22 protein-coding genes are annotated in these 25115 nt (G+C 50.5%); 14 read left to right on the top strand and 8 right to left on the bottom strand.

The features are described from left to right. The first annotated feature begins 19 nt into the window (after nt 1-19). The 7 genes from aceE (at nt 20) to purF (ending at nt 10505) form a co-directional block, all read left to right on the top strand. Nucleotides 20-2728: a pyruvate dehydrogenase (acetyl-transferring), homodimeric type gene (gene aceE, locus GY634_RS12725; RefSeq protein WP_166409077.1), complete on the top strand. Its 2709-nt coding sequence runs from the start codon at nt 20-22 to the stop codon at nt 2726-2728. Nucleotides 2729-2739: 11 nt separating this feature from the next. Beyond that, nucleotides 2740-4434 (top strand): dihydrolipoyllysine-residue acetyltransferase, encoded by a 1695-nt coding sequence (gene aceF / locus GY634_RS12720; protein WP_166409075.1) that lies wholly within the window; start codon nt 2740-2742, stop codon nt 4432-4434. Between the two features lie 10 nt (nt 4435-4444). Then, complete coding sequence (gene lpdA / locus GY634_RS12715) at nt 4445-6196, top strand: dihydrolipoyl dehydrogenase (RefSeq protein ID WP_166409073.1); 1752 nt, start codon at nt 4445-4447, stop codon at nt 6194-6196. Nucleotides 6197-6273: 77 nt separating this feature from the next. After that, entirely contained in the window at nt 6274-7662 is a 1389-nt protein-coding gene (gene folC / locus GY634_RS12710; protein ID WP_166409071.1) for a bifunctional tetrahydrofolate synthase/dihydrofolate synthase, read from the top strand. Between the two features lie 42 nt (nt 7663-7704). Continuing rightward, nucleotides 7705-8505, top strand: a complete 801-nt coding sequence (locus tag GY634_RS12705; RefSeq protein ID WP_166409070.1) for an SPOR domain-containing protein — start codon at nt 7705-7707, stop codon at nt 8503-8505. Beyond that, nucleotides 8502-8990 (top strand): CvpA family protein, encoded by a 489-nt coding sequence (locus GY634_RS12700; protein ID WP_166409068.1) that lies wholly within the window; start codon nt 8502-8504, stop codon nt 8988-8990. The genes GY634_RS12705 and GY634_RS12700 overlap by 4 nt, the downstream gene beginning before the upstream one ends. 21 nt (nt 8991-9011) lie before the next feature. Next, nucleotides 9012-10505 (top strand): amidophosphoribosyltransferase, encoded by a 1494-nt coding sequence (gene purF / locus GY634_RS12695; RefSeq protein WP_166409066.1) that lies wholly within the window; start codon nt 9012-9014, stop codon nt 10503-10505. Between the two features lie 64 nt (nt 10506-10569). Here the strand turns inward: purF and GY634_RS12690 are convergent, their stop codons facing one another. Further along, nucleotides 10570-11028: a hypothetical protein gene (locus GY634_RS12690; protein ID WP_166409064.1), complete on the bottom strand. Its 459-nt coding sequence runs from the start codon at nt 11026-11028 to the stop codon at nt 10570-10572. Between the two features lie 434 nt (nt 11029-11462). Here GY634_RS12690 and GY634_RS12685 point away from each other — a divergent pair, with 434 nt between their 5' ends. Beyond that, complete coding sequence (locus tag GY634_RS12685; protein WP_166409062.1) at nt 11463-13610, top strand: PAS domain-containing sensor histidine kinase; 2148 nt, start codon at nt 11463-11465, stop codon at nt 13608-13610. Here the strand turns inward: GY634_RS12685 and GY634_RS12680 are convergent. The 4 genes from GY634_RS12680 to GY634_RS12665 form a co-directional block, all read right to left on the bottom strand. Further along, complete coding sequence (locus GY634_RS12680) at nt 13585-14628, bottom strand: fimbrial protein (protein ID WP_166409061.1); 1044 nt, start codon at nt 14626-14628, stop codon at nt 13585-13587. The two genes, GY634_RS12685 and GY634_RS12680, sit on opposite strands and share 26 nt — an antisense overlap. A 30-nt stretch (nt 14629-14658) precedes the next feature. Then, the gene (locus GY634_RS12675) at nt 14659-17178 is read right to left on the bottom strand and encodes a fimbria/pilus outer membrane usher protein (RefSeq protein WP_166409059.1); all 2520 of its coding nucleotides are present in this window, start codon (nt 17176-17178) and stop codon (nt 14659-14661) included. Nucleotides 17179-17214: 36 nt separating this feature from the next. After that, nucleotides 17215-17940, bottom strand: coding sequence for a fimbrial biogenesis chaperone (locus GY634_RS12670; protein WP_166409057.1), 726 nt, complete (start codon nt 17938-17940; stop codon nt 17215-17217). A 69-nt stretch (nt 17941-18009) separates the two neighbouring features. Next, a complete protein-coding gene (locus GY634_RS12665) occupies nt 18010-18621 on the bottom strand; it encodes a fimbrial protein (protein ID WP_166409055.1) in 612 nt (203 codons plus the stop codon). 334 nt (nt 18622-18955) lie between these two features. On the opposite strand from GY634_RS12665, the gene GY634_RS12660 reads away from it, so the two are divergent. After that, nucleotides 18956-19690 carry a fimbrial biogenesis chaperone gene (locus GY634_RS12660; protein WP_166409053.1) on the top strand — a complete coding sequence of 245 codons (735 nt, stop codon included), beginning with the start codon at nt 18956-18958 and terminating at the stop codon, nt 19688-19690. Nucleotides 19691-19710: 20 nt separating this feature from the next. On the opposite strand, the gene GY634_RS12655 is transcribed toward GY634_RS12660, so the two are convergent. After that, nucleotides 19711-20364: a response regulator transcription factor gene (locus GY634_RS12655; protein ID WP_166409051.1), complete on the bottom strand. Its 654-nt coding sequence runs from the start codon at nt 20362-20364 to the stop codon at nt 19711-19713. A 105-nt stretch (nt 20365-20469) separates the two neighbouring features. Between GY634_RS12655 and GY634_RS12650 the strand changes: the two genes are divergently transcribed. Both GY634_RS12650 and GY634_RS12645 read left to right on the top strand, forming a co-directional pair. Then, on the top strand, nt 20470-21321 hold the full coding sequence (locus GY634_RS12650) for an AraC family transcriptional regulator (protein ID WP_166409049.1): 852 nt from the start codon (nt 20470-20472) through the stop codon (nt 21319-21321). A 78-nt stretch (nt 21322-21399) separates the two neighbouring features. Next, a complete protein-coding gene (locus GY634_RS12645; RefSeq protein ID WP_166409047.1) occupies nt 21400-22056 on the top strand; it encodes a LysE family translocator in 657 nt (218 codons plus the stop codon). Here GY634_RS12645 and GY634_RS12640 read toward each other — a convergent pair. Continuing rightward, nucleotides 22043-22600 carry a TetR/AcrR family transcriptional regulator gene (locus tag GY634_RS12640; protein WP_166409045.1) on the bottom strand — a complete coding sequence of 186 codons (558 nt, stop codon included), beginning with the start codon at nt 22598-22600 and terminating at the stop codon, nt 22043-22045. The genes GY634_RS12645 and GY634_RS12640 overlap by 14 nt on opposite strands. Nucleotides 22601-22650: 50 nt before the next feature. Between GY634_RS12640 and GY634_RS12635 the strand changes: the two genes are divergently transcribed. From GY634_RS12635 to GY634_RS12625, 3 genes are all read left to right on the top strand, one after another. Further along, nucleotides 22651-23343: a DJ-1/PfpI family protein gene (locus GY634_RS12635; protein WP_341352829.1), complete on the top strand. Its 693-nt coding sequence runs from the start codon at nt 22651-22653 to the stop codon at nt 23341-23343. A 76-nt stretch (nt 23344-23419) separates the two neighbouring features. Beyond that, nucleotides 23420-23884: a YaiI/YqxD family protein gene (locus GY634_RS12630; RefSeq protein ID WP_166409043.1), complete on the top strand. Its 465-nt coding sequence runs from the start codon at nt 23420-23422 to the stop codon at nt 23882-23884. 91 nt (nt 23885-23975) lie between these two features. Next, nucleotides 23976-24257, top strand: coding sequence for a peptidylprolyl isomerase (locus GY634_RS12625; protein WP_166409041.1), 282 nt, complete (start codon nt 23976-23978; stop codon nt 24255-24257). Between the two features lie 83 nt (nt 24258-24340). Here GY634_RS12625 and GY634_RS12620 read toward each other — a convergent pair whose 3' ends face one another. Next, complete coding sequence (locus GY634_RS12620; protein WP_166409039.1) at nt 24341-25021, bottom strand: GntR family transcriptional regulator; 681 nt, start codon at nt 25019-25021, stop codon at nt 24341-24343. Nucleotides 25022-25115 lie beyond the last annotated feature (94 nt).

The following is a 25115-nucleotide window of genomic DNA, read 5'->3' as shown; positions in this document are numbered from 1 at the left end:
ATAAAACTGGAGACGCTTTATGTCCTCTCTTGACCAAACCAGTAATCCAGCCAGCGCCAATCCCGATGCAGCTCTTGAAACACAAGAATGGCTAGAAGCTTTAGAGGCAGTGCTTGATCGTGAGGGCCCGCAACGTGCCCACTACTTGTTAGAACGTTTAACTGATCTGGCGCGACGCTCAGGTTCTAACATCCCTTACTCCCCACACACTGCTTACTTGAATACCATCCCTGTAGGGTTGGAGCCAAATAACCCTGGTGATTTGGCTATTGAGGAACGTATTCGCTCTTACATTCGCTGGAACGCGATGGCAATGGTGGTAAAAGCCAACCAAGAAACTCCCGCTGATGGCGGCAGCTTGGGTGGTCACATTGCATCGTTTGCATCCTTGGCGACCATGATTGAATGTGGTCAGAACCATTTCTGGCACGCAGAAAACGAAAACCACGGCGGTGACTTGGTGTACTTCCAAGGCCATACCTCTCCTGGTATGTACGCTCGTGCGTTCTTGGAAGGCTCTTTGACAGAAGAGCAGATGGATAACTTCCGTCAAGAAGTAGATGGCAAAGGCTTGTCATCCTATCCTCACCCTAAATTGATGCCAGAGTTCTGGCAGTTCCCAACGGTGTCCATGGGTCTTGGCCCGCTGATGGGTATTTATCAGGCACGTTTCCTGAAATACCTGCATGCGCGCGGCATTCAAGATACTAGTGGCCGTAAAGTATGGGTGTTCTTGGGTGATGGCGAGATGGACGAGCCAGAATCCTTGGGTGCTATTGGTGTAGCAGCACGTGAAGGTCTAGATAACCTGATTTTCGTTGTGAACTGCAACTTGCAGCGTCTGGATGGTCCAGTGCGCGGTAACGGCAAAATCATCCAAGAATTGGAAGGTACATTCCGTGGTGCCGGTTGGAACGTTATCAAACTGATTTGGGGCGGCTACTGGGATCCATTGTTGGCCCGTGACAAAGAAGGCGTATTGCGTCAAGTTATGGAAGACACTATCGACGGCGAGTACCAAGCGTACAAAGCTAACGATGGCGCATACGTGCGTGAGAACTTCTTCGGTAAAGACCCTCGCTTGCTAGAAATGGTGAGCCGCATGAGCGACCAAGATATCTGGCGCTTGAACCGTGGTGGTCACGATCCAAACAAAGTTTACGCTGCATTTGATGCCGCGGTGAAACACGAAGGTCAGCCTACTGTGATCTTGGCGAAAACCATTAAAGGTTACGGCATGGGTCATATTGGTCAGGCTAAAAACCCGACTCACCAGCAAAAGAGCTTGGACATCGATTCCATCCGCGAATTCCGCGATAGATTCAATATTCCAATTTCTGACGACAAACTGGAAGACTTGCCGTACTTCAAACCTGCAGACGATTCTCCAGAAATGCAGTACTTGCAAGCGCGTCGTAAAGCGTTGGGTGGTTACTTGCCTAAACGTCGTGCCAAATCTAGTGAACAGTTGAAAGCACCTGAGCTGGGGGTATTTAAAGCCGTACTAGAGCCTACTGCCGAAGGCCGTGAGATCTCTACTACACAAGCTTTTGTACGTGTACTGAACCAGTTGCTGCGTGATAAAGAATTGGGCCCACGTGTAGTGCCTATCTTGGCTGACGAATCCCGTACCTTTGGTATGGAAGGTTTGTTCCGTCAAATCGGTATTTACTCTGCAGTAGGCCAAAAATACACACCGGTCGATAAAGATCAGGTGATGTACTACCGCGAAGACAAAAAAGGTCAGTTGTTGCAAGAAGGGATTAACGAACTGGGCGCATTTAGCTCCTGGGTGGCTGCGGCTACTTCGTACTCCAGCAACAACAAGATCATGATCCCGTTCTTCATCTACTACTCCATGTTCGGTTTCCAACGTTTTGGTGACTTGGCATGGGCAGCAGGCGATATGCAAGCACGTGGTTTCATCTTGGGCGGTACCGCTGGTCGCACCACACTGAACGGTGAAGGCTTGCAGCACGAAGATGGTCAAAGCCATATTCAAGCTTCTGTGATTCCTAACTGCGTGTCTTATGACCCTGCATTTGCTCACGAAGTGGCTGTAATCATGCGTGACGGTTTGCGTCGTATGGTTCAAGAGCAAGAAGACGTGTACTACTACATTACGCTGATGAACGAAAACTACGCGCAGCCAGGCCTGAAAGAGGGCGACGAAGCTGGTATTTTGCGTGGTATGTACAAGTTCAAATCCGTTGACGCAGGTAAGCTGAAAGTTCAACTGATGGGTTCCGGTACGATTCTGCGTGAAGTGATCGCTGCACAAGAACTGCTGGAAAAAGACTGGGGTATTGGTTCCGATGTATGGAGCGTCACCAGCTTTACCGAGTTGCGTCGTGAAGGTTTGGATTGCGAGCGTCACAGCTTGCTGAACCCAGCCGACAAGAATGCACCGGTACCATACGTAACACAGAAGTTGGCAGAAACTGATGGTCCAATCGTAGCCTCTACCGATTACATCAAAGCGTTTGCTGACCAAATTCGTGCCTTTGTACCTGCCGGTCGTACGTACCGTGTACTGGGTACAGACGGCTACGGTCGTTCTGATTATCGCTACAAACTGCGTGAGCACTTTGAGGTTGATCGTCACTTTGTTGTATTGAGCGCGCTGCGTGCATTGGCCGATGAAGGCAAACTGCCACGCGAGAAAGTGCTTGAAGCAATCAAAAAGTACGGCATCAACCCCGAGAAAGCTAATCCGCATCACGCCTAAGGAGTAGATAAATGAGCAATTTGATTGAAGTCACTGTTCCTGATATTGGTGATGACGGTGAAGTGGATGTCATTGAGCTGCTGGTTGCTGTTGGCGACACAGTGGAGCTTGAGCAAAGCCTGATTACGGTTGAGTCTGACAAAGCCTCGATGGAAATCCCTTCCTCACACTCTGGTGTGGTGAAGTCATTGAAAGTAAAAATCGGCGATAAAGTGAAGCACGGTTCCATTATTTTGGAATTGGACGCACAAGCTGGCGCCGCTGCACCTAAAGAAGAAGCGGCGGCAGCGCCTGCCGCTGCTCCGGCAGCAGCAGCCCCAGCGGCGGCACCTGCTGCGGCTGCGGCCGCTCCAGCCGCCGCAGAAGCCACCACATCTATCGTGACGGTACGTGTGCCCGATATCGGCGATGCACGTGATGTAGACGTAATTGAAGTGTTGGTTAAGGTAGGCGATACCGTTGAAGCCGATCAAAGCCTGATTACACTGGAAACCGAAAAAGCATCGATGGAAGTGCCTTCCAGCCATGCGGGTGTCATTACGGCATTGAAAATCAAAGTAGGTGACAAAGTTAGCGAAGGCTCCGACATACTTGAGCTGCAAGTAAGTTCGGCTGCCCCAGCAGCGGCACCAGCTCCTGCCGCAGCGCCAGCACCGGCCGCCGCGGTTGAAGCACCTAAAGCCTCTACTACTGAAGTGGTTAGTTCTGCTTCGGGTGTGGCAGCATCGCAGTCGCCTGTGCGTGAGTCGCCTACTGCAGCGTTTGCAGAAGCGGCTGTACCACTGCGAAACCTGCCACATGCGTCACCTTCGGTACGTAAGTTTGCACGTGAACTGGGCGTTAACCTGACACTGGTGAATGGCTCTGGTGCTAAAGGCCGTATTACGGCTGATGACGTACGCCAGTTCGTAAAAGGCGCATTGGCAGGTGGTGCAGCAGCGCCGGCTGCGGGTGCATCCTTGTCTGGCGGTGGTCTGGACTTGTTGCCATGGCCAAAAGTGGATTTCAGTCGCTTTGGCGAAGTGGAAGCTGCTCCGTTGTCACGCATCAAGAAAATTTCGGGCGCTAACTTGCACCGTAACTGGGTGATGATTCCCCATGTGACGAATAACGAGCAAGCCGATATCACCAGCCTAGAAGAGTTCCGCAAACAGCTGAACGAAGAAGGTAAAAAAGCAGGTACACGTGTGACCATGCTGGCGTTCTTCATCAAAGCGGTTGTGGCAGCGCTGAAGAAATTCCCAGAGTTCAACGCTTCGTTGGATGGCGATAACCTGATTCTGAAAAAATACTTCCACATTGGCTTTGCGGCCGATACGCCTAATGGCTTGGTGGTACCAGTGATCCGTGACGCTGACAAAAAAGGCGTACTGGAAATCGCTAAAGAAACAGGTGAGTTGGCTGGTTTGGCGCGTGAAGGCAAACTGGGTGCAGTACAGATGCAAGGTGGGTGTTTCACCATTTCGTCCTTGGGCGGTATTGGTGGTACAGACTTTACCCCTATCATCAATGCGCCTGAAGTGGCCATTATGGGTCTGTCTCGCTCTAGCGTGCAGCCAATCTGGAATGGCAAAGAGTTCGAGCCACGCCTGATGTTGCCAATGTCTTTGTCTTACGATCACCGTGTGATTGATGGTGCTTCTGCTGCGCGCTTTAACGCGTACATCGCTACATTGTTAGCGGATTACCGTCGCATCCTGCTGTAAGGAGTCACAGATGAGTACGATTGATTTAAAAGTACCGGATATAGGCGATTCAGGCGATGTGACCGTGATTGAGATCTTGGTCAATCCCGGCGATAGCATCGAGCTTGAGCAAAGCCTGATTACGGTTGAGTCCGACAAAGCCTCTATGGAAATCCCTGCTGCACAAGCAGGGGTAGTCAAAGAAGTGTTAGTCAAACTGGGTGACAAAGTTAAAGAAGGTTCGGCGATTGTGCGCATCGAGGCCGCTGCTGCAGAGGCAGCGCCTGCCGCCGCACCGGCTGCTGAAGCCCCTAAAGCCGCTCCAGCACCTGTTCAGGCTCCCCAAGCAGCACAGCATAGCGGTGCGGCTGATGGCGAGTACGATGTGGTGGTGTTGGGCGCAGGCCCTGGCGGTTACTCGGCTGCATTCCGTGCGGCTGACCTTGGCTTAAAAGTTGCGTTGGTTGAGCGTTACAGCACCTTGGGTGGCGTTTGCTTGAACGTAGGGTGTATTCCTTCTAAAGCATTGCTGCACAGCGTGGGTGTGTTTGAAGCGGCTAAAGCGCTGGCTGATCATGGTATTCGCTTTGGCGAAGCCAAAATCGAGCTAGATGCGCTGCGCGACTACAAGACCTCGGTTATAGGCAAGTTGACTGGTGGTTTGGCTGGTATGGCCAAAGCCCGTAAAGTCACGGTAGTAAACGGCGTGGGTGAGTTTGTAGACCCACACCACATTGCCGTACGTGCAGCGGATGGTAAAGAGCAAGTGTTGAAATTTGCTTCTGCAATCATCGCCGCTGGTAGCCAGTCTGTGAAGTTGCCATTCTTGCCAGAAGACCCACGTATTGTGGATTCCACTGGTGCGTTGGAACTGCCATTCCTGCCTAAGAAAATGCTGATCGTTGGTGGCGGCATTATTGGTCTGGAAATGGGTACGGTGTACTCCGCGTTGGGCGCACGCCTAGACGTAGTAGAAATGCAATCCGGCCTGATGCAAGGCGCAGATCGCGAGGCGGTAAAAGTTTGGCAGAAAATGAACGAACACCGCTTCGATCACATTATGCTGAACACCAAAACCGTGTCTGCCGAAGCACGTGAAGACGGTATTTGGGTGAAGTTCGAAGGCGATAAAGCCCCGGCTGAAGCACAGCGCTACGACTTGGTATTGCAAGCGGTAGGTCGTACTCCTAACGGCAACAAAATTGGTGCCGATAAAGCAGGTATTGCCGTAACCGAGCGTGGCTTCATCAACGTTGATACGCAGCAGCGTACTAACGTGCCGCACATCTACGCGATTGGCGACATTGTGGGTCAGCCTATGTTGGCACACAAAGCCGTACATGAAGCGCATGTGGCAGCCGAAGTAATTGCTGGCGAGAAAACGTTCTTTGACGCGCGTGTGATTCCTTCAGTCGCTTATACCGACCCAGAAGTAGCATGGGTAGGCATGACGGAAGAAGAAGCCAAGAAAGAGGGCATTGCCATTGAAAAAGGCCATTTCCCTTGGCAGGCTTCTGGCCGTGCGATCGCGAATGCACGTGACGAAGGCTTCACTAAGCTGATTTTTGATGCAGAAAGCAAGCGTATTCTGGGCGGCACTATCGTGGGCACAGGCGCGGGCGATCTGATCAGTGAAGTGGCGCTGGCCGTAGAAATGGGTGCGGATGCCGTTGATATTGGCAAAACCATCCACCCACACCCCACATTGGGTGAGTCTGTGGGTATGGCTGCCGAGGCATCATTGGGTGCGTGCACCGATTTGCCACCTGTACGTCGCAAGTAGTTTTTTCGTCATTAACCTGACGTTACGAATAGCAGGTGCTATCATTAGCACCTGCTGTTTTTTTGTGTGCTTTGACCATGTTGAATCATTCTTTGACAGCCACCAGTTCGCTGGAGCAATGGCTGACATATCTGGAAACCCTACACCCTACCGAAATTGATCTAGGGTTAGATCGCATCAAACAAGTCGCAAAAAATCTTGCACTACAAACGCCTTTTGTCACCATCACGGTGGCGGGTACCAATGGTAAGGGTTCTACCTGTACTATTTTGGATGCCATTTTGCGTGCGGCTGGTTATAAAACTGGCTTGTATACGTCGCCTCATCTGGTGCACTACAACGAACGTATCCAATTGAATGGCGAGTTGGCGACAGATGCTCAAATTACCCAGCAGTTCTTCCGTATAGAACAGGCTCGCGGTGACGTATCCCTAAGCTATTTCGAGTTTGCTACCTTGGCTGCCTTGCTGATGTTTGAGCAAGAGAAAGTCGATGTGGCGATTCTAGAAGTGGGTTTAGGTGGCCGCTTAGATGCCGTCAATATGGTGGATGCCGATTGCGCTATCTTGACTAGCGTAGACATTGATCACATTGCGTACTTGGGCGATTCCCGCGACGCTGTGGGCTGGGAAAAAGCGCACGTCTTTAGACCTGGCCGACCAGCCATTTGTGCTGATCCTATGCCGCCTGAATCGGTTGCGCGTTATGCCAACGAAATTGGGGCAGACCTGTGGTTGTTCGGTAAAGATTTCAACTACTCTGGCGATAGCCAGCAGTGGGCGTACGGTGGCCGCGAGCAGCGCCGTGCCGGTTTGGCGTATCCCTCGTTGCGTGGCGTGAATCAGCTACTTAATGCGTCAGCCGCATTGGCAGCGCTGGAAGCGCTACGTTTAAAACTGGTGATCTCTGCGCAAGCAGTACGTAGCGGCTTGAATCGCGCCTCTATACCGGGGCGTTTGCAAATATTGCCGGGTGAGCCAGCTGTTATTCTAGACGTGGCTCATAATCCGCATGCAGCAGGTGCGTTGGCACAGAACTTAGATCAAATGCCGTGCACGGGCCGTACGTTCGCGGTGCTGGGTATGCTAAACGATAAAGATGCCGCTGGCGTTTTGCGTTTATTGATAGATCGTATAGACAGTTGGTATGTGGCAGGCTTGCCTGGCCCACGTGGTTTAAGCAGCCGTGAGTTGGCGGCCTTATTAAATGGCGTGAAAAAAATGGGGGCAGTGCAGGGTAATACACTACCATCGGCTGAGTCCGATGCTGATCGTAAGCCCGGTGTACGCCCAGCGGCAGGCAAACGTGTAAATTATTTTGAAACAACTGTTATAGAGTGTGAAAATCCGGTGCAAGCCTATGAGCAAGCACTAACAGATGCTCAACCGAATGATAGAATTCTTGTATTTGGTTCGTTCGCCACAGTTGGGCCGGTTCTCAAGCATTTAGGTAGAGATCCGCGCTAACTGTGTGGTGCAAGTGGTTTTTACTTAGTGGGTTTCAGATACATGGGGTTGTTCTCAAACAAAGAAACAGGTGGTGCATCACGACGTCAGTCTAGTGATGCGCAATTGCGCGAGATGCGTACACGAGCACGACGCCGTTTGGTAGGGGCGCTGGTTCTTGTATTGGCAGCGGTGGTGATTGTTCCGTTTCTCACCAGCAATGACAGCGAGAACATGCCAGAGCCCGTTATGGCGGTGATTCCAGCTATTGTGCCGCCTGTGATAGAAGCTGAGCCCACACAAGGTGGTGTGGTAGAACAAGACGCGGGTGAACTTAGCGGTGAAGAAGGGACTGTGGTTGCGGCCGTACAGCAGCCTACGCCCGTGACCCCCGGTGCTGCAACGCCTACTGAGCAGCCTAAACCGCCAGTACAGCCAGCGACTCCAACTGAGCAGCCTAAACCTGCTGAGCCGGCTGCACGTCCTACTCCACAACCTGCTACGCCACCACCACGCCGCGAGAACAATCAGCGTACAGATGATGGTTCAGTTGCCTTGGCATTGATGGAAGGGCGTACGCCACCTAGTAACAACTCAGCGTCGTCGGCAAGTAGAAATAATGCACAACAAGGTAATTTTATCTTGCAGATTGCAGCCTACTCGGCGGAAAATGATGCACAGACTCGTCGCAGACAATTGGTGAACTCCGGTGTGACCAATGCTTATGTGGAAAGCACCACGTCTGGCGGCAAAACTGCGTATAGGCTGCGCGTAGGGCCTTTCCCTACACGAGAAGCTGCGCAGGCAGCCCAAACGCGCTTACGCTCGTTAGGGTATGCGAATAGTTTTATTTCTACCAAGTGACAAGCTTTGATTATCTACTGTTAGCACTACTAGGACTGTCCAGTATCCTAGGATTAATCAGGGGACTGCTTAAAGAGCTGCTCTCCCTGATTGCTTACATCGCCGCATTTCTGGTGGCTATATGGTGGGGACCTTCGCTCTCCGTCTTGCTCACCGACTATCTGAATAACGATTTATTGCGCACCGCTGTGTCTTACGCGGTGCTTTTTATTGCCGCTTTATTGACCCTAGGCATGTTGAATATGTTGCTGGCGACCTTAATAGATCGCAGCGGCCTAGGGTCAGCTGATCATGCATTTGGTGCGCTCTTTGGCCTCTTAAGGGGCGTAGTATTTGCATTGTTGCTGGTCATTTTGGCCGGCTATACCGAGTTGCCTAAAGAGCCCTGGTGGCAAGAGGCTCGACTGTCTAAAGCCTGTGTGAATGCTGTTCTACAGTTAAAGCAGTTGTTGCCGCCTTCTTTGGCTTCTTGGTTACCTTACTAAACCTAGCACTGGAACATTATTATGTGTGGAATCGTTGGGGCTTATGCGTACAGTCCCGTAAACCAATTGATCTACGACAGCTTGCTGCTTTTGCAGCACCGTGGTCAGGATGCTGCCGGCATCACTACTTTTAACGATAACTTTTTTCACACGCACCGAGGCAAGGGACTAGTAAGAGACGTATTTCGCACGCGCAATATGCGCGCGCTGCCAGGTAATTGTGGCTTGGGTCATGTGCGTTATCCCTGCGAAGGCGATAGCGACAATATCGAAGAAGCGCAGCCTTTTTATGTGAATGCACCGTTTGGTATTGGTTTTGTACATAACGGTAATTTGTCTAACTGGCGCGAGCTTCGCGAAGAGCTGTTCAGCATCGATCGTCGTCACATGAATACGCGCTCGGATTCTGAAGTGCTGTTGAACGTGTTTGCGCACGAACTGCAACAAGCAACAGACAAAGGTAATGATGACGAAACGGTAATCTTTGATGCCGTAAGCGCTGTTTACAAGCGTGCTCGTGGTTCATACTCTGTGATCGCTCAAGTTGCTAGCTTGGGTATGGTGGCATTTCGTGACCCTAATGGTATTCGCCCTCTGTGTATGGGTAAGCGCGAAACCAAGCACGGTACAGAGTGGATGTTTGCCTCTGAATCTGTTGCGCTAACAGGTTGTGGTTTTGATCTAGTGCGTGATGTAGCACCAGGTGAAGCCATTTGGATTGACGTGAAGGGTCAACTGCATAGCCGTCAGTGCATGCCATCTGCCCAACTGATGCCATGCTTGTTCGAGTTTGTGTATTTTGCTAGGCCAGACTCTACCGTTGACGGCATTTCGGTTTACGATGCGCGTTTGAATATGGGTGAGTATTTGGGTGATAAAGTCGCGAAGACCTTGCGCCTAAGTGAAATTGACGTGGTAATGCCTATTCCAGATTCATCCCGTCCGTCGGCAATGCAGTTGGCCGATAGACTGAATCTGCCTTACCGCGAAGGTCTGATCAAAAACCGCTATATTGGCCGTACCTTCATTATGCCGGGTCAGGCAGTACGTAAAAAGTCCGTCCGTCAGAAATTGAGCGCCATTCCTATGGAGTTCAAAGGCAAAAACGTCTTGCTGGTGGATGACTCGATTGTGCGTGGTACTACCAGTAAAGAAATCGTGGAAATGGCTAGATCAGCAGGTGCTAACAAAGTGTACTTAGCTTCGGCTGCACCACCCGTACGTTACCCCAACGTGTACGGTGTGAGCATGCCAACTTACGGCGAACTGATTGCGCATAACCGCGACGTAGAAGAGATTGCGCAGGAAATTGGCGTAGATGGTTTGGTGTTCCAAGACTTGGAAGACCTAGAACAAGCATTACGCGATTTGAACCCTGAAATCAAAGCGTTCGAGGGTTCGTGCTTCCATGGTGAATATGTCACCGGTGATATAGATGAAGCTTACTTGCTGCGTTTGTGCCAAGAGAAAGAAGAGGCCAAAAAACGTAAAAGCGCGATGCCAGCAGATGATTAATGTCTAGTTAGTATGCTGCTATAGAAAAAGAGCCATAACCCCCTTTAGAGTTATGGCTCTTTTTTTAGTTCACGCCTTTTAAGAGCACACAGCTTTGATTGTATTTTTCTACGGACTGAATCAATAAATTCCTGTGTATTCCAAATTTCGTGGCAAGCCTTTGAAGCATGTCGTCGTTGTTTTTAAAGGGTTGGTTCTCGATGTCTAAATAGTTTTCAAGATCCATATCCATTTCTTTCGCCATGTATTCGCTGCTGAGATACAGGTATTCGCGCCATGCGCGTAAGGGAGGCCAAAAATTCTTTTCCATGCTTAGCGATATTTCAGCAGGAATTTCTGTACTGGGTTTAGGCACTTGGATAATCTCGTTTAGTACCTTACAGACCCGGCTATCCAACAATGCTCCACTAGTTAGAAACCCGATCTTTTTGTTCCGCTCTGATAAACGTTTATTTTTAATGACTTGAGAGGGGGAATAAAAAAAGCCGTCAATATTATGAATAGTGGTTTGTGTGTGGGGCATAGTTGTACTCCGTCTATGAGTTATAGAGTCAAGAGTAGCAATCACTCTGTAAGACTTATATGAGAGATTTCTGTATTTGTCTAAGATGATTCTTATCATTCTGTTGGGACAGTAAAGACTTGTCGCAGGCGGCACGGCTGTGGCCGTGAGAATAACTACCAAGCAATGAGAGAGTGATGCAGAACAGCGTTTAAAGCAGCATAACGATGCTGCGAGCCACTTTTTTGGGGGTGCGCCATTAGTTCATCAGATTGTTCTTAGGTATTGGGTCGGTTCATTCGCTATCGCCACGGGATGTATCTGATCGGATTTTGGATAAGGGTCAGATATATTGAGATTTCAGGGAAGGGCGAATGCAAACTAGTAGGGGCACTCAGCACCCTATAAAAGGGGTATTACGCCGTCTATAGTGCGAGCTTTGGGCGTTGATGGATGTGACAGATTCTATAGCAGAGACAGTAGTCAATGGCATAGAGCCAGCGTGTGATCTCGTGCTGCCCAGTGTGGCCTTGGTAGTCGTAGCAGTTATGTTGCTAGGGGGGCTATTACATGTACATCAGAAAATGCGTAAAAGCCTTTGTGCTGAAAAAGCCTTACATGATCAATTAAAGTTTTTTGATGCGTTAAGCGAAGCCACTCCCCAACCTATTTACGTGCGCGATAGCTTGGGAAAGTTTATTAGTGGTACGCGTAGTTACCATGAGGCGGTAGGAGCCAAGGCGGAAGACCTTTACGGGAAAACGGTCTTGCAAGGCCCACCCAAATTTGGTGCGGCTACGGCGATGCACGACGCCTATATGCAGGCGATGGCGACAAATCAAACACTGCGCATGCTACGTGCCACCATTATGAATGGTGAAGAACGCTGGATAGACCATTGGGTCCAGCCTTTTCACAATGCCGCAGGCGAGATGCAAGGGGTAATTTGCGGTTGGTTAGACGTTACCGAACAGCAGCGCTTAATTGTAGAGCTAGAACGTGTGGTGTCCGAGCTAGACGCAGCGCGTCAGATTGCAGAGCACGCTAACCGAGAAAAAAGCCGTTTTCTTGCCACCATGAGCCATGAAATACGCACGCCACTCAGTGCTGTGATAGGCACCTTAGAGTTAGTACAGCATCAAGCAGAGCAGGGTGTGTTTGATAAAAGAGGCATACAGATTGCGTATAGCTCTGCTACCAGTGTGTTAGACGTAATAGGCGATGTTCTGGATTTTTCCAAAATAGAATCTGGGAAGCTAGAGTTCATACCAGAACGTATGAATTTCAAGGCATTAATAGCGTCTGTGGCAGCGTCATTTGAGGGCTTGGCTCACGAAAAAGGTTTAGTCGTCGTGCTAGAAAGTAACGATGCAGCGCAGCAGGATGTGCTGATAGACACAGCACGCGTTAGGCAGATGCTTTTTAATTTGGTCAGTAATGCCATCAAGTTTACGCAAGTAGGGCATGTGAAAATCAGTGCGATGGGCCGTTACGTAGGCGCTAACCTATGCATTCAACTTGCTGTGAGTGATACGGGAATTGGTGTACCAGTCAATAAACAGCAAGAGGTATTTTTGCCCTTTGCACAGGGAGGGAACGCCGCATCAGGCTCGGGTTTAGGGCTAGTGATTACGCGCTCGTTGTGTGAGTTAATGGGGGGCACCTTGCAGATGCACAGCGAGCTGAATGTAGGCACAACAATAGAGATCAGCTTAACAGCAGCATTAGCACCGCAACACGATGGGACATCGCCATTCACAATGGGCAGTCATGGTGCAGAGAGCTTACCACCCACCAACGCTTTACGGGTGTTAGTCGTAGAGGACTACGCTTTGCATCGTCAACTGTTGTGTCAGCAACTTGCGTTGTTAGGTCATCAGACTACAGCCGCCGCTACAGCGCAACAGGCGTTAGTGTTGTGGCGTAGTACACCGTTTGATGTGGTGATTACAGACTACAGAATGCCGGGCATGAGTGGCATAGAGTTGACTGCTGCCATACGCCGCGAAGAGGCGCTACAAAACCGCACACCTTGTTTGATTTTGGGGCTAACTGCCGATGCGCAGAGTGAGCCCATACAACAGGGGTTACTGGCCGGTATGAATGATTGTGCTGTAAAGCCTCTAGCGCTGAGTATGCTTAAAGAGAAACTTGCGTTTTTAGCTCAACAGCCGTCAACATTTACGCTGCCTACAGCGTCAGATGGTGTGACCAATAGCGTCGTTAGCCCAGCGGTGAATACGGGTAATCGAGAGTTCGACACTTTATTAGCACTTACGGGTGACGACCGGGAAAAAGCGTGGTTGTTCGCAAGAGAAATTCTGAAATCGCTAGAGCTAGCAAGAGATCACTTAGCCGCCTTCGATGAAAGCTACGATGTTGCCAGCATTGCCGAACTAGCCCATCAAACGTTAGGGGTGGCGCGTATGTTGGCACACACTGAACTGGTACAAGCCTGTTTAAGTGTACAGGGTGCATTCCAGCAAAACAGCCTAGCAAGCCGTAGGGGGCGTGAGTCAGTGCAAAAGTTGCGCCACTTACTAAGCGAGGTCAGCCTGCGTTACCGACAATTATTCGCTATTTATAGTACACATCCAACCTAGCAGCCGCGTTGAATTCGCCCACCTTGGCGGTGTCTTTCATCCATAACAGGCGGGCCAGTAGATTTTTGTTGTAGGTAAGATCGGTATTGTTCGTGGGGGTAATGGCAAATTCTTGTTTAAACGGTAACGGTACTTTCGTGTCGCTAGTCAGAATTTGTATGCCTACGGAGTTATTGGTAGCGGGTATTAAGGTTTTGTTGTCGGCGCTAAGTGTGCCACTGATGGGTTGAAAGCTGCCAGTCAGGCCATAAGGGGTAGAACACGATTTCGTGGCGGTAATTGTGAAAGGCTTGTCAGCAATAGTGTCACCAGCGTGTGCTATGGATGTAGGTATTCGTTGAAAGTCTATGGTACGTGGTTCTATTTGTATGCTGGAGCTACAGCCCACGTATTGCAGGTTATCTAAATTGTTGGCATAGATGGTGTAGTTGCCCGCGGAGGTAGTACTGCTACCAGTTGCGAAGCCGCGAAATTGGACGAGAGGGTACAGGGGGACTGGTCTTGTTACTGCGCCCTCTTGGTTGGGGGTTCCTTGTTTTTTGACTGCTAAAAAGGTAGAGAAAGTAAGTTTTTTTGTTTTGGCTGAGGCTAGACACGACGGTACAGAGGTGCATTTTGCTAGAGTCATCCAGATATTTACGCCACATCCTCCTTGGGCAGGTTCTTTAGAGCAATAGTAATCCACGCCCTCAAAACGTAAACCGGGTTCTAGTTTGTCACCTATATCAAAAATACCGCCTGGTAAGCCTCCGCCCAGATGGGCCGAACCCATAAACATAAAAACGTAATCATCGTGCGAGGTAGCGGGGTTTTCGTGCCAGCATTTAATCTCTAGATCGAAGGTTTTAGAGCGCCAAACTACAGTACCTACCGGAGCCAGCGGAGGGATGGCTACTCGTTCGGTGATATTGACTTGCTGGGCAAGCGAACCATCAGTGCTGATGCAGCTTAGTGCCATACTTTTGCCGGCGGCTACTAGCATCAATGTGAAGAATAGGATTCTGATTATGTGTTTCATAGGTGTCTGCTCAGGAGGATAGTGGCCTGATTACAAGCAGTTGTAGCTGCCGCGATCGTAGTACTTGTTGGGGTCGCGTGCGGGCAGTTGGTAGGTCACCTCACATTGCCCGTTTTGCCAATGTACGTTGAGCTTTCCACTGTCTTGGCTAAGCAATAACAAGGCTTGGCCATTGTTGTCGACCAGGCCAACCTGTCTATCGCTGTCGTCGGTAACCGCTGCCCCCATCGGTAGCATGCCGCTAGGGTGGTTAAAGGTCATTTGTACACGTCGTCCGGTGTACCCCTTAAACGAGGTGTGTACGATGGCGCCGCGCCTAGGCACTACAGCTTGGGTTAACGATTCGATTTCTGTATCAGCGCCTAAGGTAGCGGGGTCCAGACGTATAAGGTTGACCTTATAGGGTTGGGTGTAGGGGTAGACTGCATACGAGTTGTAGCCAGACCGTGGTGGGTTGTTACCCAAACCGGCCTCTTTCACGCCATCCATTTCTACCAGCACAAACCCATCGCCTACCGAACGGGTTAGGTTTACACCACCCGCATGCAGCACCACAGCACCCGAGGCATTCACACCGTAGGCATGGTACTGGCTGCCTGTGCTGTAGTTTCCTCCTACGCTCATAATGGGGAGATTGCTGTGTAACGATAGTGCAGCTGAGTTTTTGCCCTGTTGATCACGTGCGGCTTGCAGGCTGTAGTTGCTGTATTGCATACCGGGTATATAACCGGCTACGTTAGCCGCTGTGCTGGTGCCATCTTTAGAACGCGTGCTGGTGGTGTATAGGCTTGGGGAGTTGTACTCGGTACCAAGCGGGATGGATAGCGTCAGCATAATTTGATTGCTGTTGCGGGACCTGTCGTTTGGGCTGCGGGTTGTAGAGCGGCTATAGCTTAGGCTGTAAGACAGGCGGCCCCACGAATTACCATAGCCAGCACTAATGCTGTTCGCGCGCTGTTGGTTCCAGTAGTTTTCATAGGTGGCATTCAGGTAAAAACTACCATATTGCCCTGTGCGACCTAACTGCTGGGTGATGGAGACGTCCATACGCGAGCGCGGCAAATGGTTAGCTCTGGATTGCGAGTAACTGTCACGGGCTTGTCGTGTCTCGTAAACGTGATTATCAAAGGTCCTATAGCCTTGCGTGGAGTAGCGGTAAGCGGCCAGCGTAAAGGTGGTGCTAGTTTTGTTCAGTGTCTTGGTGTACAGGGCGCGTATACTTTGCCCGCGTGTGGTGTCACCAGCAACCGTGCTGCGCGAGTTGGTCAGATCAAGCGAAACAGCGCCGATGGGGGTGTTAGCCCCCACCCCTACGTTGATAGCATGAAAGTTCGAAGAGGCTTGTACGCCGCCTGCTACGGTCAGTGTGTCGGTAAGCCCATAGATGGCTGTGGCGGAACCAAAGTTAGGAGTGGGTTGGTTGCTATTGGTGGACTTGTATTGGCCCAGCTCTAGGCTATAGCGCAGCGAACCACGCTTTAGCATTAACGGCAGCACAGAATAAGCTTGGGTGAAAGAACGCTCGCGCCCATCGGCTTCAATAATGGTGACCTCAAGGTCGCCGTTAGAACCGTTAGGGCTTAAATCTGAAATCGCAAAGGGGCCGGGTGCTACTGGCACACTGGTTAACAAATAGCCATTTTGTCGCACCTCTACGGTGGCATTGCTTTCTGCTACACCCCGGATGACGGGGGTGTAGCCTCGCTCGCTGTCGGCCAGCATGGATTCGTCTGAGGCAATTTGCATACCTCTAAACCGTACGCTATTGAAAATTTCAGCGTTGGTGTAGAGCTCTCCCGCCGAAAACTGCCCGTCTAGTGCCGTGATATCGTGCTGTATATACGTACGGTTGCTTTTAAACTGGGATGGGCTGGAATCAGAACGGGTAAAGTTAGACTCGTTACGTAAGCGCCAGCCTGCCAGGTTCACACCGTTGCTAAGCCCCACATAATAGTTCTTTGAGGTACTGCCTGAATGGGTGGTAGAGCGCATACTGGCTTGGTAATTCACAAAGCCTGCATTAACACCGTAATCCCATAAGCTGGGGTCTACATAGCCGCGTTTGCCTACTTTAATGTAGGCTTGCGGAATGGCAAGGCTTAAGAGCATGCGGCCAGAGTCGTAGGTGGCCTGTGCGTCTGGGTCTAGTTCTGTAAGGTCTACGCAGGTGCCGGCCCTAGTAGACAGGGCGTCTAAGGCTGCGGGTGTGAGCTCTAGCTCTGTAAGCAATGCCAGAGTAATGCAGGGTACAACTTGCGCAGAGCTATCCTGAGCAAACAACTGTATGTCGCGTTTACCTATGTAGTCGCCATTGATTTGCACATCAAACAGGTACACACCTGGCAGCATGGCGCTACCACTGGTAGACAGCAGATTTCCCAACTCTACATTGCCATCGCCTCGGATTAACGCGGGGTCAAACATGCTAGCGAGCAACACAGGGTTGTCAGCGCTGTCAGAGAGGGCGCTCAGCGCAGTGGTGCTCTGTAAGGCTAAGGCCAGACAGCAGACTAGGGAGCGCTTGTGCAGGCATAAGTGAATGCGAATCATAGGGCAATCATCGGCTCAGGGGGCGTAGTATGCTGCTTAGTCAGAGAGAGGCTTAGAGGGCTGCGCCCCGTTTAGCTGTACACGTTGCCGTATATACGCACCGAAGTCGGTAATATAGGAGTAGCTAAGCTGACTTTGGGGGCCTACATTTTGGTTTGCTGAGGCCGCCAAACTATAGGTTTCGCCGGGTGGAATCACCAGCGACTGCGCAAGTTGTTGGCCGTTAGTTGTAACGTGAGCAAGGGTGACGTGATAGGGGCTAGAGTTAGCAATACGAATGGTTGCAGGGCTGTAGCTCCACTCCAGATTTTGCACGGCTTGCTCTAGGCTGCCAGGTAAACCTGGTGGACGGTAGAACACCTTAATGCGTTGCAAAATCGCCAGCTGCAGCGTGGATTGTTCTGAGGCTACGCGTTGGGGGATCTCTTGTACATTTAGCCAGAGCATGCTTTCTCTGTCCGATGGCGCACCTACGCCTTCATACAAAATACGAACGACCTGTTCACTATCAGCGCGTACCCGTACCAGTTGCGGAGTCAGTGCAAAGTGCTGTAATGCTCTTGCATTGCTGTCGGTGCTGTTATCGGCATCCAGCCACGATTGGATAAGAATCTCTCCGCCCATATTACGCACGCCAAATGATGCTTCATTTTTGCCATTAGCAAGAATGACCCTAGTGGTGTTTAACGCAATACTGGCAACGGAGGGCTGCGCCGCTAGCGTTAAAACTAGAGCGCAAATCAGTGAGATAAGTCGGAGCATGAATAGGGCCTAAGTGGAACAAGCAAGTGCAGCTAGGCTCGTTGCGAGCCTAGTGAAATCAGAAGGGGGTTATGGCGTGACGATGGTGAATGGCAGCGTACCGTTAGCTGTACCACCTTTAACCGTAGCACCTAGGTCTGTAGATTTAACGTAACCCGCGGCGAAAGACACTTGTATAGGTTTGTCTTTTTCGTCTTCAGTGAAGGTTTTAGAGAACAACACACCATTAGTCACTTTCAGGGCATTGGTTTTGCCCAGTTCGTTGCGATCTTTGTAAATAGCAATACCAAAACCCGATGCTAACTTGTCACCTTGTGCACCATTGTTTAGTTTCAATAGCTGTGCATCGGGCGAGGCCATAGACGCATCGGCATTTAGTCGCACTTCTACAGCACCCTCTGCCGAGCACGTAATGTTGAAGGTGGCATCACCTTCGGCGTTGCTGGGAGCCAGAATGGGTTTATCAAAACTGGATTTTTGGATTTGCGAAACGTGTGCTATACCCATGGCAACGTCGATGTTTTTAACGCCGCTCACCGAGCTTTCGACAAAGCAAGAGTCGGTCTCTACAGTGCCAGTGAAGTTAATCTGACCACCGCCCAAGACATCACCTGAGGCAGCAAACAGAGCAGGAGAAGCCAAGGCAAAAGCAGCCGCCACAACGGTAGTACGTATTTTCATGAAAAGTCTCACTTATTAATGTCAAAATAGGGTTAGGTTCGAATACATAGCGACCACGCTACTACGATAGTGATCGCGTACTTCTACGATATTTCTTATGACAAGTAACCGTAATGAGACAAACCTGTTTAACGCAGAAGACCTTTCTGATTCTCGATTCGGATAGTGTGGGTGGTCATATTTAGGATAAGTCTGAGGGCTGAGCAGATATGTCTGATTCATGCGTTGCTGATGGCTCGCTAAGATAACTTGGTTAGACGATAGGTGGCGTAGGTAACGCTAGCCACCATTCTTTAAGTAGTTAGCACAGCATGTAGAGAAAGGTGTAGGGCTTATGCGTAAGCGGCAGGTAGGGGGGGCTCTAGTGATTTGGTTCGCCCACTTTTTTTCATTGGCACACGCCACGTTAGATTTTGATGGCACGAACCGATTTATCTTTGCGGAAGGCGCGCAGCGCTTGTCTATCGTTGTGACCAATAACAGTGCGTATCCGACGCTGTTGCAAACCTCGTTGTCGTGGGGCGATGGTCGCCAGCAGGAACTACCTATGGCCTTAAATACGCCTATGCAGGTGTTACCGGCAAATGGGCGCGGTGATGTTGAAGTGTTTTATGAAGGCAGTGGTTTTGCGAGCGACCGCGAAAGCTATGTGTTGTTAAGCGCGTTAGATGTGTCTCAGGCCCCTAAAGAACCTAATACGGTGCAGTTGGCGTTAGTGCATCACTTTAAATTGTTCTTTAGGCCTACCTTGGCATCTACGGTAGAGCAGGCCATTGCAGGCTTACGTTGGCAGGGTAAGGCGAGTGCAGCGCCCACAATTCAGAACGATTCGCCGTACTTCATCACGCTTAGCGACATTGAGCTTAGAACGGCGAACAACCAACGGTGTGGTGAGATTATTAGCCACGTGATGGTGGCCCCTTTTTCTACCGCCGAGTTGGTCTCTACCTGCACCGAGGCAATGGCATCGGTGTACTATGACTATGTGACCGATAGGGGCGGTATGCGTCCCTACGAAGCAAGGTTAAGCCATGCCACTGCTACCGTGGGTACACAGGTAGAGGAATAACGCGTTTGGTTGCTACCGGCTTACGCAGTAGCAATATCATGACGCTGGGCAATCTTTGCTAGCTCTACCATATTGGGGGCGTTGAGCTTATTCATCAGCCGTATTTTGTAGGTGCTGACCGTTTTGTGGCTGAGCATCAGCGTCTGGCCAATTTCTTGATTACTCATGCCTTTGACGAGCAGCCCAAACACAGTGAGTTCTCTATCGGTTAAGAGCGAGAGTTCCGAATTAAACGCAGAAGGGGGCTTTTTCGTGCTGGCAATAGCGTTTTCTATCAGTAAATCGGTCACGCGTTTGTGAAAATAAGAATAGCCAGCAAGCACGGCCTTTACCGCACGAGACAGCTCTTCTAATTTATCGTCTTTGCAAACAAAGCCCGAAGCGCCGGCTTGCAAACACCTAAACGCATAATGGCTAGAATCGCTAGAGGTCAGGATTAAAATATGGGTTTTGATCGCCGAGCTGCGCAATCTTTCAATGACTGAAAAACCATCCAGTTTAGGAATATTCAGGTCTAGAATCACTAAGTCGGGCTCTAGGCTGCGCACGGTTTGTACGCAATCTGCACCGGTATGGCATTCAGCCACGACCTCATAGCCATCGCGTTCTAAAACAAGGCGCACAGCCATACACATTAATGGGTGATCATCAACAATTACAATGCGCGGTAGCATGCTTTAATTCCGTGTGAGAGGTACAAATTGCCAGCGTGAAGCACGGTCATGTCGGTAGAAACGATGCCTTATCCTAGGCGTGGCACAAGTGGAGAGTAACAAAAAATGCAAGGCGCAATTGCGAGGGTCGCAGAGCGAAACGATAGCAAGAATTTGCGGCAACGTTTTTGGCATGACGCCGCATTACCCCATGTGGAAATTCGTCGTGCCTGCCACAGTAGGGTCTGCTATAAGCCGCACGCGCATCCTACATTTTCCATAGGGGCGGTAGATGGCGGTAGTAGCATTTTTACCGGAGCAGGAGGAACGCCCGTGGCCTTGCATCCTGGATCGCTGGTGTTTGTACCCGCAGAGCGTGTGCATGCGTGTAATCCAGCTATTGATAGCGCGTGGAGCTATCAAATGATGCATCTGGATAGCGCATGGCTAGCCAGTGTGAGGCAAGAGTACGCAACGGTAAGTAGTAAGCATACTGAGCCGGTGCGGGTGGTGGATGATCCAGCTTTGTATACGCAGTTTTGTGCCTTAAGTGATGTGCTGTTCTCCCATGCGGCTGTAGACGAAAAAGAAGCAGCACTGATTGAGTTCGTTGGGGATTACGATCTTAAGCAAAGCAGTTATGTAGAACCTGTGGTCAGCAGCACGCAGTTGGAGCACAGCCTAGCACCTGTGCTTGAGACTATGCGTAATGCACCAGAAGTTACGGTGTCATTACCCGAACTGGCGGCACGCGCTGGCATGAGCCGTTATCAATTGATTCGAGCGTTTAGGGCTGTAACGGGCATGACGCCGCATGCGTGGCAGCTTAATTTGCGTATTAACGTGGCACGAACCCTTATGCATAAGGGGAAAAGCATTGCGGCCGTAGCACACCACTTGGGCTTTGCTGACCAAGCGCATTTTCAACGTGTATTTAAAGCCTATACCGGTGTGACGCCAGGCAGTTTTAAAGGCTAAGGCTGCGCACTTTTCTTCAATACAACCGCACCTGCTTTGGGCAGACTACACATCCAATTCGTGATAGGTGGTCTGTTCATGCAGCAGTTTTTAGTGATTGCCGCGGTGCATTTTCTTGCACTGCTTTCCCCTGGGCCTGATTTCTTTCTGGTTGCCAGAACGTCGTTGGCATCAGGCTGGAAAATAGCCAGCGGCACCAGTGTAGGAATTGCACTGGCGAATGGTGTATTCATTGTGTGTGCCTTTACTGGCGTAGAGGCCTTAACGCCAGATAGCTTGTGGTTTGTGGTGCTGCAACTGGCAGGCTGTGTGTACTTGTTTTACCTAGGGGCTTTGTTTATTTGTTATGCCGGTGACGGTGTGCTGCATGTGCCTGTAGGCAAAGAAAAACCGTCTTCACGTCGCGCTGTTGTTGCATGGTGGCGTGCGTTGGGAATGGGGTTTTTATCGGGTATTTTGAACCCTAAAAATGCGTTGTTTTACGCAAGCTTGGTCACAATGTTAACGGGGCCTTATGCCATCAGTCTGGGTTGGCAAGTGTTCTATGGCCTATGGATGTTTAGCGTGGTGGCTCTGTGGGATGTGGTGGTGGCCGTACTGATAGGTAATCGCGTGGTATTGCAGCGTTTTTCTCGTATACAGCCGTGGTTAGAGCGTTTATCGGGCGTGTTGTTGATTGTGTTGGCGATGGGCGTACTGATGACGCTGCTGTTGCAATGCCTTAACGCTTCATAAATGCGGGGCGTAGTGTGTGCTCGGCAAGCGTGAGGGCTTGTTTGATGAAGCCGGTAAAAGAGGCGTCTTGTCGTAAGCCGGTTTGTTGTCCGCCTATCAGGCACAGATGTGTTGCCTGAGCGACTACATTGGCCACAGCAGGTGTAGGAGCCCAGCGGCGGCTGGTGTGTAGGGCAAAGTCCAGTCTGGTTTGGTCCACGCGTTGCTGAAAGCTAGCCACTATTGGGTCTACTAACGACCAGGCACGAATAGCCACCTCTACGTGGGGGAGTTTTTCAGATGCTTTATCCAAGTATCGCAACAACGTATAGGCTGCACTGCTGCCACGGGCTGCATAGGCCAACATGGCTTGGGTGTAGTCCGCTTCCCACTGCGTGAGCAGGGCATTCACGTACTCTTCTTTATGGCGAAAGTGGTGGTAGAACGAGCCCCGAGTTACGTTGAGGCGACGCGCAAGGTTTTCAGCAGAAATACCAGAGTGGCCTTGCTGTTCTAGCGCTGCAAAACCAGCAGCGATCCAATGTTGATGTGTAAGTGTGCCCATGACGACAAGCGACCATACAGGCTGTGTATGGTGATAGGTGGTTTGATAAATTGCGAATCTTAGCTCGTATTATCGCCGCATTTTGCGGCTGTGACGTAGCGTGGGAGTTCGCTTTGAAAAACATTGCTCTGGTTAGCTTTGACCAGTTCACCGATATAGATCTATTTCTGATGTGGGATATTTTAGGCCGCAATAAGCAGGACTGGCATGTACGTATTCTAGCGACCACCCCGACGGTGACCTCGGCGCACGGTTTGTCCATTCCCGTGCATGGGCATGTGTCGCAAGCTAATCATGCTGACGCGGTATTGTTTGCTAGTGGTAAGCAGGGCATACCGGCGGCTTTAGCGAATCCAGAGTTTTTGACGTCGTTTCAGCTAGATAGCAGTAGGCAATACATAGGCTCTATCTGTGCAGGAGCTTTTGTGTTGCAACGTTTGGGGCTACTGTCGCCTTTGCAAGCCACTACGCATCCAGAGGCTCAGATGGCGTTGCTGGCGACGGGCGTAGAGGTGATAGATAAGCCCTTGGTGTGCCAAGCTAAGGTGGCAACGGCGGGTGGGTGTTTGGCTGCTGTGTATTTAGTGGGGTGGTTGATAGAGTCTATGTTTGGTGTGCAAAAACGCCATGAAACACTACGGCCAGTATTACCCGCGGGGCAGCACGCTCTCTATGAGTCGTTAATCACTCAAACCATGAAAGAGGCCACGTTCAATGCTGGGGTAGGACAAAGCGTGCTATAGACGTAAAATCACTGCTTTGGGCTGCATGGGTGGCCCATTGCCTAGTCCGGTATAGTCAACAGAGATAAAAAACAGCATGCAGATTTGGGTAGATGCCGACGCGTGTCCCGTGGTGGTCAAAGAGATTTTGTTTAGGGCATCACAGCGCTGGCAAAAGCCTTTAACACTGGTAGCCAATCAGATGCTACGCACACCGTCCTTTCATTTGATTAAGGCCGTGCAAGTGCCCAAAGGCTTTGATGTGGCTGATGACTATATTGTGCAGCACGCAAGCGAAGGCGATGTAGTGATTACGGGCGACATTCCATTGGCGGCCCAGTTGGTAGAAAATAAGGTGCACGTGCTTAGCACTCGCGGCGAACGTTTCACACCTGACAACATACGTGAACGCCTGTCCATGCGCGATATGCTGGAAGAACTGCGTAACGCTGGTGTGGAAGTGGGTGGGCCAGCAGCGTTTAGCCAGTCTGACCGCCGTGACTTTGCTAATGCATTGGATAGCTTAATGATGAAGCTAGCCAGAGCTCCCTTGGCACGCTAAGGCAGGGTATTTCATGAAATACCGTGTGACTATGACTGCATTTTTTGCCAATTTGCGTTAACCTTTCAGGTCGATTGTTTAGGAGCATACTATGGCACAAGCATCCGCAAGCCACATCTTGGTTAGCAGCGCAGAAAGAGCGCAAGAACTGAAAACTGAAATTGAAAACGGCGCAGATTTCGCGCAGTTGGCTCAAGCTAACTCTAGCTGCCCTTCATCCCGTCAAGGTGGTGCATTGGGTAGTTTCGGCCGTGGCCAAATGGTTCCTGAGTTTGACGCAGTGGTTTTCAGCGCCCCCGTTGGCGTTGTTCAAGGCCCAGTGCAAACACAATTCGGCTACCACTTGGTTCTAGTGACCGAGCGTAACGATTAAGATTTACTGCTTCATTGAAGTAGTAGTCTGAGAAAAGCCAGCATGGTTATGCTGGCTTTTTTTGTGGGCGTGAGTGCGTAGCATCAGAGGTCTTCTGGCATGACTCCCCACCATGCTAAGGTTTGAGAAAAATGCTGCTGCACCATTTTGGCGGCGGTGTTTTCATCACCCGCTGCGATGGCATCTATGATCGCAATATGCTCGGTCATGGCTAAGCTAATACGCGCGCTAAGCGGTGGGCGGTACTTTTGCAGCACATGGATGCGATCACAGTTTTCTGCATAGTTTTTGATCACGATGGGGTTGTGAAAAGTGTTAGCCAAATAGTGGTGCAAACGCCAGTCCAGCTCCATAGCTTCTAGCTGCAATTGCCGCGTCAGGGGTGTGTTTTGCAGTTTTTCTAGTAGCGCCACATGGTCTTGTTTTAAGGCAGCAAGCGCCGCTTGATTTGGTTGCTGGGCGTTGAGTCTGGCACCTTCTACATCAACTAAATAACGAAAATGAAAGTTGGCGTAGAGTTCTTGCGGGCTAAGCTCCAGCACCACAATGCCGCGTTGTGGGTATACGGTAACTAAGCCTACAGCAGCCGCTTTTTTGATGGCATCGCGTATGGGGGCGGTAGCGAAGTCTAGCTTTTCGCATAGCTCGGAAATAGACACCATTTGCCCAGACCGTATCTCGCCGGAAATTAAGGCGTCGCGCAAGGCATAAAAAGCTTGTTCGCTTAACAAGGCAGTGCTGCGATTTGTCTTGTTGATGGTCACTAAATCAGTCTCACTGTGTAAGTAGCTATGTTCTACCTTGGTGGATAAGGGTAAGTGCCCTGTGTGTGGGGGCTAGCAAATACTCTATATTAGA

Source organism: Paenalcaligenes suwonensis (assembly GCF_011290505.1).
Classification (GTDB): domain Bacteria; phylum Pseudomonadota; class Gammaproteobacteria; order Burkholderiales; family Burkholderiaceae_B; genus Paenalcaligenes; species Paenalcaligenes suwonensis.
The sequence above is the reverse complement of the archived record's forward strand: the minus strand, read 5'-3'. Positions and strand labels throughout refer to the sequence as shown.

What these genes read in the sequence shown, in the direction of transcription:
- aceE (WP_166409077.1), top strand. Translation starts at nt 20, where the DNA reads ATGTCCTCTCTTGACCAAACCAGTAATCCAGCCAGCGCCAATCCCGAT.
- aceF (WP_166409075.1), top strand. Translation starts at nt 2,740, where the DNA reads ATGAGCAATTTGATTGAAGTCACTGTTCCTGATATTGGTGATGACGGT.
- lpdA (WP_166409073.1), top strand. Translation starts at nt 4,445, where the DNA reads ATGAGTACGATTGATTTAAAAGTACCGGATATAGGCGATTCAGGCGAT.
- folC (WP_166409071.1), top strand. Translation starts at nt 6,274, where the DNA reads ATGTTGAATCATTCTTTGACAGCCACCAGTTCGCTGGAGCAATGGCTG.
- GY634_RS12705 (WP_166409070.1), top strand. Translation starts at nt 7,705, where the DNA reads ATGGGGTTGTTCTCAAACAAAGAAACAGGTGGTGCATCACGACGTCAG.
- purF (WP_166409066.1), top strand. Translation starts at nt 9,012, where the DNA reads ATGTGTGGAATCGTTGGGGCTTATGCGTACAGTCCCGTAAACCAATTG.
- GY634_RS12690 (WP_166409064.1), bottom strand. Translation starts at nt 11,028, where the DNA reads ATGCCCCACACACAAACCACTATTCATAATATTGACGGCTTTTTTTAT.
- GY634_RS12680 (WP_166409061.1), bottom strand. Translation starts at nt 14,628, where the DNA reads ATGAAACACATAATCAGAATCCTATTCTTCACATTGATGCTAGTAGCC.
- GY634_RS12675 (WP_166409059.1), bottom strand. Translation starts at nt 17,178, where the DNA reads ATGATTCGCATTCACTTATGCCTGCACAAGCGCTCCCTAGTCTGCTGT.
- GY634_RS12670 (WP_166409057.1), bottom strand. Translation starts at nt 17,940, where the DNA reads ATGCTCCGACTTATCTCACTGATTTGCGCTCTAGTTTTAACGCTAGCG.
- GY634_RS12665 (WP_166409055.1), bottom strand. Translation starts at nt 18,621, where the DNA reads ATGAAAATACGTACTACCGTTGTGGCGGCTGCTTTTGCCTTGGCTTCT.
- GY634_RS12660 (WP_166409053.1), top strand. Translation starts at nt 18,956, where the DNA reads ATGCGTAAGCGGCAGGTAGGGGGGGCTCTAGTGATTTGGTTCGCCCAC.
- GY634_RS12655 (WP_166409051.1), bottom strand. Translation starts at nt 20,364, where the DNA reads ATGCTACCGCGCATTGTAATTGTTGATGATCACCCATTAATGTGTATG.
- GY634_RS12650 (WP_166409049.1), top strand. Translation starts at nt 20,470, where the DNA reads ATGCAAGGCGCAATTGCGAGGGTCGCAGAGCGAAACGATAGCAAGAAT.
- GY634_RS12645 (WP_166409047.1), top strand. Translation starts at nt 21,400, where the DNA reads ATGCAGCAGTTTTTAGTGATTGCCGCGGTGCATTTTCTTGCACTGCTT.
- GY634_RS12640 (WP_166409045.1), bottom strand. Translation starts at nt 22,600, where the DNA reads ATGGGCACACTTACACATCAACATTGGATCGCTGCTGGTTTTGCAGCG.
- GY634_RS12630 (WP_166409043.1), top strand. Translation starts at nt 23,420, where the DNA reads ATGCAGATTTGGGTAGATGCCGACGCGTGTCCCGTGGTGGTCAAAGAG.
- GY634_RS12625 (WP_166409041.1), top strand. Translation starts at nt 23,976, where the DNA reads ATGGCACAAGCATCCGCAAGCCACATCTTGGTTAGCAGCGCAGAAAGA.